Source organism: Alteromonas sp. DY56-G5, from assembly GCF_041414725.1.
In the GTDB taxonomy this organism is placed as follows: domain Bacteria; phylum Pseudomonadota; class Gammaproteobacteria; order Enterobacterales; family Alteromonadaceae; genus Alteromonas; species Alteromonas macleodii.
In genome coordinates this window covers 1-9,464 of the sequence record NZ_JANHZQ010000077.1, presented here as the reverse complement: position 1 = coordinate 9,464, position 9,464 = coordinate 1, and the positions used below count along the sequence as shown (strand labels likewise).

Here is a 9,464-nt window from a genome sequence, read left to right as displayed (position 1 = left end):
TGAACACTCCGAATTTCACTATGCCTATTAGATCAAAGCCCCAGACTTTCGTCTAGGGCTTTTTCAACAGTCTGCGGCGCTTATTAGCGCCGTTTTTTTATTATAAAGTTAACATGACGTCATTTTATTGCTATATAAACGTCTATATGGTTGCCACTCACATAGTGCTCGAAGTCTATTGAAAACGTCCTTTCATACTCGGCACCTCCTTCTGTGAAATAGCGCCAAATATCGCTCCATGCATCAATGGCAATTTGCGGCATTTCACCTTGTCGCGAAAAAACGAGATACTTTCCTGCGGGAATAGTGATGTGCTCAACCTTTAAATGTTCGGGCACTGAGTCACCGTCAAACCCAGCCAACACGGAAAAGTCACCGGAATGATCGGATTCGTAGTTGAAATACACGCCATACACTCGCTCGCCGCCTTTATAGTCAACAGCTATCGAATTATCAAACCTTTGCCAAAGTGTGGGTATCTTTCCCTGTGGTGAGAATTCAGTGTGATTATTGGTAATCACCGAAAAGCCTTTAATATCTATCGGTGAAGTTAGGTTTCTTACATCCATAAAAACGTCCTAATTGTTAAGCATACAGAAAGTTAGTCTAAGCAAACGGTTTCAGACAAACCATGTTCCAGCAGAGTGACTTTAACACCTTACCTTATGCTTCACTCTTAATGGTACGTTTCTTGATTCAGTTTTTGATAAAATGAAAAACGCCTCTCAAAATAAAGAACAAAATTAGGACACACCATGGCACATTCAGGAAACGTCGTTATTTCAGGTGATGGTTACGATGTTATTGACTGCGAAACGTGCGGATTCAAACATGTTACGCCACTTCCAGACAAGCTCGAAAATGAGACTCTTTATCGTGACAGCCATTATGATGACGGCGAACGAGATAGGCTAAATTACTATGAGCGAGACCGCGATTGGTGGCTCATGAGCTATCGCGACGTGCTTAACGAAATAGCTCAATTTATCTCGCCTAGTGATGATAATACTCTGGTTGATATTGGCTGCGGTGCAGGCCTGTTTTTGGAAGCAGCCAAAGAGGAAGGGTGGAATACAGTTGGTGTCGAAATAAGTACAATAGCGGCAAACCATTGCCGTGATAAAGGCTTAGATATTATTAATAGCAGCTTCGATGCTGACCTAACCAGCCTTCCAAAAAACATCAAAGTGGTTCACATGCGCAATATTCTAGAACATGTTCCCGACCCATTCTCTCTTATCAATGTGGCTTTCGACAAACTTGCCAGTGGTGGTGTTTTAGTTGTGGGTGTCCCTAATGACTTCAACCCTCTGCAAGAAGGCTTAAGAAAAACACAAGACTACAAACCTTGGTGGGTTGCTGTCCCACACCACCTTAATTACTTTGATTTTGACTCGCTAGAAGCACTCGTTTCAAAATGTGGATTTAATCCTTTAAGCCGTTTTTCCAGCTTCCCGCTAGACCTGTTTCTAGCAATGGGCGACAACTACATTGAAACTCCAAGCGTGGGCCGAGAATGTCACCTGAAACGTGTCAACTTTGAATGGTTCATGGAAAATGCGGGGTTAAGCCACTTACGACAAGATATTTATCGCGCTTTTTCTAACCTAAACTTAGGAAGAGAAGCCATTGTTATCGCGCAAAAGCCTTAGGATTGTTAATGAAAATTGAATATATAACGAATGCGAGTTTTTTGTTTACTTTCAGTGACGGAACAACGGTTTTAACCGATCCTTGGTATGAAGACGGCATTTACCATGGCCTTCTTTTCAATTACCCCCCTATGCATGAAAAGCAGCGCACACGCTATCTAAATTTAAAGCCCGACTATTTATATATTAGTCACATTCATGGTGACCACTTTAATCCTTTTACGCTATCTCATTTTGATAAAGACATCCCAATATTGATCGGTAAATTTCCGCCCCCTGCCCTTCGCTTAGCTTTACAGCAATTAGGGTTTACGAATATTACGGAATGTACCTTTGACAAACCTTGGGAACTTGGCGAGCACAGTATAACCATTATAAAAGAGTTTTCAGGGTCTTCTGACGATATCGTGAATGAAACAAACATACCTGTTGATTCGTCGATATATCTTGAAGATGGAAACGGGTACAAGGTATTTTTTGCTGTAGACAACCCGATGCAAATCAGGCACGCAGAGCAAATTAAGGCGACCTTCGGTAAGCTTGATGCTGCAATTCTTGCTTACAGTGGCGCAAGTATTTACCCCTTTGTTTTTTCTCATTATAGCGATGATGAGAAACACACTCGCGTAGCACAGTTAAAAGCCTCTCGATTACAGAAGTTTTGCCAACTTGCGGAAATTATTGATGCAGATTTCAATATTCCAGCAGCTGGATCTTTTGTGATAGCAGGAACAGGTTATCAATACGCGCAGTATCAACATCAAGCATGCCCTGAGGAAATAGAATCGGCCTGGCGTAATCACAATATTAACGAGAATAAGCTGGTCATGTTATCGACCGGTGACGCTCTGGACTTAGCTTCCCGTTCGACAGAGCACTCGCCTCTCGCGCTAGATAGGAATTTTACTCAGCAAGACAGAATAAACTACGCTGAGTCTCTAGCTGATTTTCCTTGCGAGCTTCACAGAATAACTTGGCCTGACGGGCTTATGATGCCAATCAATAGCTTAATTTTTAAGGCCAGAGCAAACGTATGGAGCGCGCAAGAAAGGTTATCTACATTCCCAGATACTGATGTGGTTTTACACATTAAGCCGGTAGAGCAACTGCAAGCTGGCTTGCAATGCCCAATCTACGCCAAGATAGACATGAAAAATGAACGCGTTCAAATAAATACATTGTTTGAGCCTACTGAAGATAAACCTTATATCAAGTTTACAATGACTACCCAGGTGCTTATAGCGCTTCTTCTAGGCGGTACATTTTGGAACGTAGCTGAGTACCACATGACAATTGAACGCGTTCCTGATCAATTCGATCCTACTCTACGAAGCTTGATGTCGTATTTTAAACTGTAGTGCGCTGAGTCATTTTGCTCATTTGGCCATCATAAATCGCACGCGTTTGCAGCGGGTAGCATAGACGGTGTTCGCGACCGCTGCCATAGCGTTTTGGTTATTAGACTTTAATTTTCAATACTTTCCCTTATCAACGAGCATTTCAGTTTTAGAACAAATATAATCCGGTTTTGTCTCATCCAGGTTGCAATATATTGTGAATCAACGTTTTTTACTTGCCATAGTCGCAGTGCTTTTGGCGATGGTAACCATACAGTCTGGTGCATCGTTTGCGAAACAACTCTTTCCTATAGTTGGCCCTGAAGGCACCAGTGCTCTTCGTGCGTTTTTCGCCGCGTTGGTGTTAACAGTAATTTTTAGACCTTGGAGAGCGCGCTTAAGCGCAAAAGGATGGCGTAACGTTATTTTCTACGGCGCTTGCTTAGGCGCAATGAATATCATCTTCTATCTTGCGATTGAGCGTATTCCCCTTGGCATAGGTGTTGCGCTTGAGTTCACCGGACCATTGGCTGTGGCATTTTTTAGTGCCAGAAAAAAGAGAGACTTTGCTTGGGCTATTTTAGCCGTTGCAGGCGTTTGTTTGCTGCTTCCCGATATTGGCGGCGCGTCGGCCGAGAGCTTAGATCCCGTCGGCGTTATTCTTGCCCTTACAGCCGGAGCGTTTTGGGCCGGTTATATCGTATTTGGAAACAAAACAGGCAACGAAGGTTCTGGCGGTGTTACGGTAACATTAGGCATGCTAGTGGCCGCTATCTGTGTAGTGCCTATTGGCGTTGCAAGTCAAGGTATCGCCTTACTCTCGCCACAGGCTGTTTTCATCGGGTTCGCTGTAGGCGTATTCTCGTCGGCTATCCCGTATACGTTAGAAATGAGTGCAATGCGCAATATGCCTAAGCAAACCTTCAGCATTATGATGAGTGTTGAGCCTGCCGTTGCAGCCATAGCGGCGTTCATCATTATTGATGAAACCCTCACGCTTTCACAATGGTTTGCAGTGGCTTTAGTCGTTATTGCTACCGCCGGGAGTTCAGCTACGCAAAAACAACTACCCAAACAAAAACAAATTGAAACCCTTTCCTAGGGCCTGTTGACCTTTGGTGTACGAATTTTGGTCTAAATGGAAGCCTTTTAATCGCGAAACAGTCCTGCAAGCCTAGCGAGCTAAGTTAAAGGACTGTGACAAAGAGTAAAAGGCTTCCATAACGCCCCCTTCGGGCAGCGCCTTTGTGCCATCTATACTGCGTTGAATGTTTTCGATTTAGAACCACTAAACCGTCAAACATCCGCCTTGTCTAGATGGCACACAGACCGCTGCAAAAATGTACAACAAAGGTCAACAGGCCCTAGGGTTTCAAACTTTCTTTACTTTTTTACCATCCTTATTTTTCTCCTTTTTTGAACTCAGGTCTTATTCTTTTCGTTAAACAACTAAGTGAATAGTTGATTTAGTGGCTTAGGGAAAAATTATGAAACATTATGCGGTAAATACAGAAGTAGAATGGGAATGGGGAAACGGTAGTGCAACGGGAAATATCAGAGAAAAATTTACCAATGATGTAGAGCGCACGATTAAGGGTTCGTCGGTAAAACGAGAGGCTAGCGACAGCGACCCAGCATATCTCATTGAACAGGACGACGGTAGCAAAGTGCTAAAATCTCACAGCGAAATTACGAAGTCGTCTTAATTTGTTGATTAGTAAACCTAAACGAAAAATGCAGCGTTCTTTTTTCACTGATAGCGATGTCGTCAATATAGCAAAGACGCTCATTGGTAACGTCCTGTTTAGTAATGTCGACGGCGTACTAACCGGGGGAACGATAACAGAAACGGAAGCCTACCGTGGTCATCAGGATCTTGCCATGGAAAAACACCTGTTGCGGCGCCCTTCTTCGATATCAACACTTAAAAAGCAAGGCGGCGTTGCTTACATCTACACCATTTATGGTTCTCACAGTATGTTGAATATTGTTACAAATGACGCTGACCACACTGATTCAGTTCTGATCCGAAAAATTAAGCCTACAGAAGGTGTAGACAAAATGCGTGAACGTCGCGGCGTGAACACATCATTGCGTAATCTATGTGACGGTCCAGCTAAGCTGACACAAGCTCTTGCGATAACACCTGCGCTTAATGGTGAGCCTGTGTTAAATAACACTCTGATTTGGATTGAGCAAAGTAACCATGCCATTGCTAGTAAACATATCACTAGTTCGTATCGCATTGGCATAGACTACGCAAAAGACGATCAAACCGGTAAGCTAGGTGCACGGGATGACACAACCTTGCCTTGGCGGTTCACGCTTAAGTAGCGCACCGCAATTGAAACTACTTCGCAGAAGCGAAAGTCAGCTTGCAGTCGATGTATTTGAGCAATTTGTTTACCACCCTTGGCACGGCAATATCACCGTTAGCAATTTTTGATTCAACATAAATATCGCAGTCATCATATTGAATTTGCTGACGAATAACGTAATCGTTGAGTTCGTCAAACAGGCTTTCTTTTAAAGGCACCATGCCAATGAACGCACCTGAGCCTTTTTCATCTACAAATTCTTCACGCTTACTAAAGTAAGCGCCTTCAATTTCTCGTTTTAGCGTATACGCCTGCATGGCATCTAATTTTGTTAAGCGAAAGTGCACGCTAGTTTGGGAGTCTGTCACTGGTTATCTCGGTTTTTCTTGAAGTTTATCTAAATGGCTACTGCTTTATTTCCACTTTCCAAGGCGGGTTCACTCTATTCTCTCCTGCCCAGTACAGCTTTATTTTGTTGCCAGATGGATCTCTTAAAATGGCCTCTTTCCAAAGGTAGCGCTGCTGCGTTGGCGGCTGCTCAAAACGAATACCTTTTTCCACAAGAGAGGTATACAACTCTTCTAGCGCCTCGTGTTCAAAATAGATTACACTGTGATTTTGAGCACTTTCGCTTTCTAAAGAGAGCGAAAAAGTGGACGAGCCTTCAGGACAGGTGAATCTGGCATAATGCGGTGTATCTACAATTTGAGTGAACCCAAGTGTAAGGTAAAACTCCACCGCTTCGACCATATTAGTAACGGGTAACGTGACTTGGTTCAATTCCATGAAGACCTGCTCCTTGTATTTGTATTGTTTGCGCTAGATTTAATCGTCGCGTCCTAGATAAGCATGAATAGCTATGATTTTACCGTTTTCATTAAATTTCAAGACATCAACAACGAACAGTGTTTCAGACTTGTCCACCACAATTTTGAGCTCACCAGACACCATCTTCTCGTTTACCATAGTAGACAGCACATCTATTTCTATCGAGTCAGCATTCTCAAAGTTCTTACGTGTTTCATCAACGGCTAACCGTTTACCTTTTACAGAAATTTTCCAGTCCCTTAATGCAATGTCATCCGCAAACATATCGGAAACACTGTCTAGGTCCTTTTGTTCATAGGCTCTTAAGTATTGAATAAAGACTTCGACCCACTCCATTTTACGTGTTCCCTTTATCAGTTTTTTAAAAGACACCAGCCAATCGGTTTACACCCAAAAGGCCAGCGTCCAGTTAATATAACCGTTAGACTATCAAAAATAACGTGGCTGCTGTGGCCGCGCCCATTGTAAGGTTAAACTGCCGTCTTCGAGTTGGCGAACTCAACCACACGCGTATTTTTGCGCCTACCGCTGCCCAAAGCGAGATGCTTGGAAAACCAATCACGGCAAAAGCGGTAACAATCGCAATACCAGATTGGGTGTAGTGCTCGCCAGGCATTGAAAACGTGCCTACGCTGGCTAAGGCCATCATCCATGCTTTAGGGTTAATTAACTGAAATAATGCCCCTTCCCACCACTTGAGCGGCCCTTGGCGTTTGGTCGACTTAATTTTGTTTTCTACTAGGCCTACTGGCTCATCTACGGGGCCAGTGGCAATTTTGAACGCTAACCATAACAGATATCCCACGCCAAGCACTTTTAGCACACTGTACAGTACGGGAAATATGTTGAACAGCGCACCAATGCCCAGCAGTGTGCTTATCATTAGACCTGCAACACCAATTACAATACCCAGCATGTGCGGCAGCGAACGTTTATAACCGTATTGTGCCCCAGAAGCCAATAGCATCATATTATTCGGGCCAGGCGTTACCGTACTGATGAATGCGAATGTCGCAAGCGCGATGAGTAAAGATGTTTCCATGACAGTCCTTATGTGTTGAGGTGAGCAATGCGTTTCTTTAAAAGAAAGGGGTCGGTTAACCAAACGCTTGTTTTTCACCAACACAATACAATCATATTTTTGTATGCATCATACCCAAATACACTTAAAAACAGCCATACAGTTTAGTCATTATAACGTCTGTATGGTAGTTATTTCACCAATCTGTATGGTTAAAAGCCCCTGTTAATTAAGATATAGTTATCTGTATGCAGATGACTTCATAAGAATAAATATTGCGATGACGCTTTACGAAACATTAGCCAATGAACTTAAAGCCCAAATCGAGCGTGGTGTTTTTGAGGTGGGGAACAAGTTACCTTCGGTTAGGCAGCTGTCAACGGAGCATAAAGTAAGTATAGCTACCGTGCAGGAAGCATATCGAGTGTTAGAAGCGCAGCAACTGGTAGAGGCAAAACCTAAATCAGGTTATTTTGTCGCCCGTAGTATATTAATAGATAACACCCCTAGCATGACGAAGCCTCCGCAACGCCCTATGGATGTGTCTCAATGGGAAGACGTGCTAGACACTTTGCTGAATACCTTCAATAAAGATCATGACGCTAAAACCCTGTGCCAGTTTCAGCATGCCATGCCCAACATGACTGCCAAAACCCTTAAACCGCTTATAAAACGCCTGCATGAACTCACCAAACATCGAGCCTTGGACGGCATGATATACGGTGACGTAAAAGGTGATGAAACTCTGCGAAAACAGCTAAGCCGATTGGCAGCAGCATCTGGCTGTGTGTTGCAAAGCGACGAATTCATTGTGACTTCTGGCTGCCAGGAAGCCTTATCTGTTTGCCTTCGCGCAGTGGCGAGCGCCGGCGATGTGATAGCGGTAGAATCCCCCGGATTCTATGGTGCTATGCAAGCTATAAAAGGCGCTGAATTAAAAGCATTAGAGATCCCCACCGACTCTGAAACAGGACTGAGTTTAGAGGCATTAAAGCTAGCGCTTGATCAATGGCCGATCAAGGCCATTTTAGTCGCCCCAACGGTAAATAACCCTCAAGGATTCGTTATGCCTGAGGCGAAAAAGAAAGCGTTATATGAATTGGCCAGAGAGTACGATGTAGCCATTATAGAGGACGACATTTACGGCGATATTGCCTACGCCTACCCTCGTCCAAAAACCATTAAATCGTTCGATAAAGATGGGCGCGTTTTACTGTGCTCCTCGTTTTCAAAAACGCTAGCGCCTGGTTTTCGCGTGGGTTGGATAGCGCCGGGAAGCTATAGAAATAAAGTGCTCCACGTTAAATATGTCAGTAGCTCTATGTGCCCTACTCTACCCCAATTAGCTATAGCCAGTTTCATTGAGCAAGGCGGTTATGACAAACATATTCGGGCTATGCGTCACCATTACCTAAGTGCACGAGACGCACTACGTTCAGACATTAAGCGTTACTTTCCCGCCGACACCTGTATTAGCTACCCTCAAGGGGGATATGTGCTTTGGGTAGAGCTAAACAGCCGTTATGACTCCGTGAAGCTGGCTGACGAAGCCAAGCAAAAAGGAATTTATGTCGCGCCAGGGCAGCTATTTTCGGCAACAGGTAAGTATCGACATTGCCTGCGTTTTAATTTTATTGATAGTACGCAGGCTGCGCGCACCGAAGCTATTCAGCGTCTTGGTGAGATGCTTGTTGCACAAGAAGCCTAATTTTTTATACAAAGTGCGTAAACCCAAGGGCAGTTGATCCACATCAACGCAGGCTTGCCGTAAGTCCACCAAAATAAAACCATCCAAACTAACCTGTGAAACTTTGTATGCTTACGTTAGTGAATAATACAGATGCGAATGATGACATTGTGCCTGAAGCACACGGACTATACCGTCTGCATTTAAAGCCTAACACGCAAATGGCGATAGAGAATAAGCCCGTCTTCGGTGCGAATATTACGCTACATAGCAGCGTATTGAGGCACGATAATTTTGTGGCAACGCCAGATAATATATTAGGTTGGCTGGATCACTGCGGTTTGTCACACTTTGCAGTGAAAGCCGAGACCGACAATTCAGAAAGTGAAGACACGTCTGTACTTTTGCCTTCACAGTTTTTAAATGCCGAAGGCGGAATTTTGCGTGTAACTGCCCCCACTCGCATTTATCTAATCAGCAAAACCCCAATTGATATTAACAAACGCGGCCTGTGCCTTTTTACGCCAGTAAAATAACGACCCAGAAATGTACTCTGACCCTGAGGTATCCCCACAAATAATGACTAAAATTCAGTAAGATAAAAAATAAAGGGAACATTCA

Annotated in this window: 12 protein-coding genes; 7 read left to right on the top strand and 5 right to left on the bottom strand. The window is 43.7% G+C overall.

Features of this window, described 5'->3' with window-relative positions; all coding sequences use genetic code 11:
* Positions 1–119: 119 nt before the first annotated feature.
* The gene (locus NO989_RS21035) at positions 120–569 is read right to left on the bottom strand and encodes a GyrI-like domain-containing protein (RefSeq protein ID WP_239247927.1); all 450 of its coding nucleotides are present in this window, start codon (positions 567–569) and stop codon (positions 120–122) included.
* Positions 570–755: 186 nt separating this feature from the next.
* Between NO989_RS21035 and NO989_RS21030 the strand changes: the two genes are divergently transcribed.
* The 5 genes from NO989_RS21030 (at position 756) to NO989_RS21010 (ending at position 5,323) form a co-directional block, all read left to right on the top strand.
* On the top strand, positions 756–1,652 hold the full coding sequence (locus NO989_RS21030; protein WP_338851557.1) for a class I SAM-dependent methyltransferase: 897 nt from the start codon (positions 756–758) through the stop codon (positions 1,650–1,652).
* Between the two features lie 8 nt (positions 1,653–1,660).
* Positions 1,661–3,010, top strand: coding sequence for an MBL fold metallo-hydrolase (locus tag NO989_RS21025; RefSeq protein ID WP_338851558.1), 1,350 nt, complete (start codon positions 1,661–1,663; stop codon positions 3,008–3,010).
* Positions 3,011–3,206: 196 nt separating this feature from the next.
* The gene (locus NO989_RS21020; protein ID WP_252118587.1) at positions 3,207–4,091 is read left to right on the top strand and encodes a DMT family transporter; all 885 of its coding nucleotides are present in this window, start codon (positions 3,207–3,209) and stop codon (positions 4,089–4,091) included.
* A 385-nt stretch (positions 4,092–4,476) separates the two neighbouring features.
* Positions 4,477–4,695 (top strand): DUF2945 domain-containing protein, encoded by a 219-nt coding sequence (locus tag NO989_RS21015; protein WP_014949794.1) that lies wholly within the window; start codon positions 4,477–4,479, stop codon positions 4,693–4,695.
* 28 nt (positions 4,696–4,723) lie between these two features.
* A complete protein-coding gene (locus NO989_RS21010) occupies positions 4,724–5,323 on the top strand; it encodes a DNA-3-methyladenine glycosylase (RefSeq protein WP_371343147.1) in 600 nt (199 codons plus the stop codon).
* Positions 5,324–5,339: 16 nt separating this feature from the next.
* On the opposite strand, the gene NO989_RS21005 is transcribed toward NO989_RS21010, so the two are convergent.
* The 4 genes from NO989_RS21005 to NO989_RS20990 all read right to left on the bottom strand — a co-directional run bounded on the left by NO989_RS21005 (position 5,340) and on the right by NO989_RS20990 (position 7,177).
* Positions 5,340–5,675 carry a hypothetical protein gene (locus tag NO989_RS21005; RefSeq protein WP_371343146.1) on the bottom strand — a complete coding sequence of 112 codons (336 nt, stop codon included), beginning with the start codon at positions 5,673–5,675 and terminating at the stop codon, positions 5,340–5,342.
* Positions 5,676–5,712: 37 nt separating this feature from the next.
* Positions 5,713–6,093, bottom strand: a complete 381-nt coding sequence (locus tag NO989_RS21000; RefSeq protein ID WP_014976792.1) for a VOC family protein — start codon at positions 6,091–6,093, stop codon at positions 5,713–5,715.
* Between the two features lie 39 nt (positions 6,094–6,132).
* Complete coding sequence (locus NO989_RS20995; RefSeq protein ID WP_039225393.1) at positions 6,133–6,471, bottom strand: nuclear transport factor 2 family protein; 339 nt, start codon at positions 6,469–6,471, stop codon at positions 6,133–6,135.
* A gap of 85 nt (positions 6,472–6,556) precedes the next feature.
* Entirely contained in the window at positions 6,557–7,177 is a 621-nt protein-coding gene (locus NO989_RS20990; protein WP_252118589.1) for a LysE family translocator, read from the bottom strand.
* Positions 7,178–7,436: 259 nt separating this feature from the next.
* On the opposite strand from NO989_RS20990, the gene NO989_RS20985 reads away from it, so the two are divergent.
* Together NO989_RS20985 and NO989_RS20980 are read left to right on the top strand one after the other, a co-directional pair.
* The gene (locus NO989_RS20985; protein WP_039225389.1) at positions 7,437–8,864 is read left to right on the top strand and encodes a PLP-dependent aminotransferase family protein; all 1,428 of its coding nucleotides are present in this window, start codon (positions 7,437–7,439) and stop codon (positions 8,862–8,864) included.
* A gap of 107 nt (positions 8,865–8,971) precedes the next feature.
* Positions 8,972–9,379 carry a hypothetical protein gene (locus tag NO989_RS20980; RefSeq protein ID WP_014949801.1) on the top strand — a complete coding sequence of 136 codons (408 nt, stop codon included), beginning with the start codon at positions 8,972–8,974 and terminating at the stop codon, positions 9,377–9,379.
* The last annotated feature ends 85 nt before the right edge of the window (positions 9,380–9,464 follow it).

Excerpts from the sequence above, each read along its gene's own strand:
- NO989_RS21035 (WP_239247927.1), bottom strand. The coding sequence starts at position 569 with ATGGATGTAAGAAACCTAACTTCACCGATAGATATTAAAGGCTTTTCG.
- NO989_RS21030 (WP_338851557.1), top strand. The coding sequence starts at position 756 with ATGGCACATTCAGGAAACGTCGTTATTTCAGGTGATGGTTACGATGTT.
- NO989_RS21025 (WP_338851558.1), top strand. The coding sequence starts at position 1,661 with ATGAAAATTGAATATATAACGAATGCGAGTTTTTTGTTTACTTTCAGT.
- NO989_RS21015 (WP_014949794.1), top strand. The coding sequence starts at position 4,477 with ATGAAACATTATGCGGTAAATACAGAAGTAGAATGGGAATGGGGAAAC.
- NO989_RS21010 (WP_371343147.1), top strand. The coding sequence starts at position 4,724 with ATGCAGCGTTCTTTTTTCACTGATAGCGATGTCGTCAATATAGCAAAG.
- NO989_RS21000 (WP_014976792.1), bottom strand. The coding sequence starts at position 6,093 with ATGGAATTGAACCAAGTCACGTTACCCGTTACTAATATGGTCGAAGCG.
- NO989_RS20995 (WP_039225393.1), bottom strand. The coding sequence starts at position 6,471 with ATGGAGTGGGTCGAAGTCTTTATTCAATACTTAAGAGCCTATGAACAA.
- NO989_RS20990 (WP_252118589.1), bottom strand. The coding sequence starts at position 7,177 with ATGGAAACATCTTTACTCATCGCGCTTGCGACATTCGCATTCATCAGT.
- NO989_RS20985 (WP_039225389.1), top strand. The coding sequence starts at position 7,437 with ATGACGCTTTACGAAACATTAGCCAATGAACTTAAAGCCCAAATCGAG.
- NO989_RS20980 (WP_014949801.1), top strand. The coding sequence starts at position 8,972 with ATGCTTACGTTAGTGAATAATACAGATGCGAATGATGACATTGTGCCT.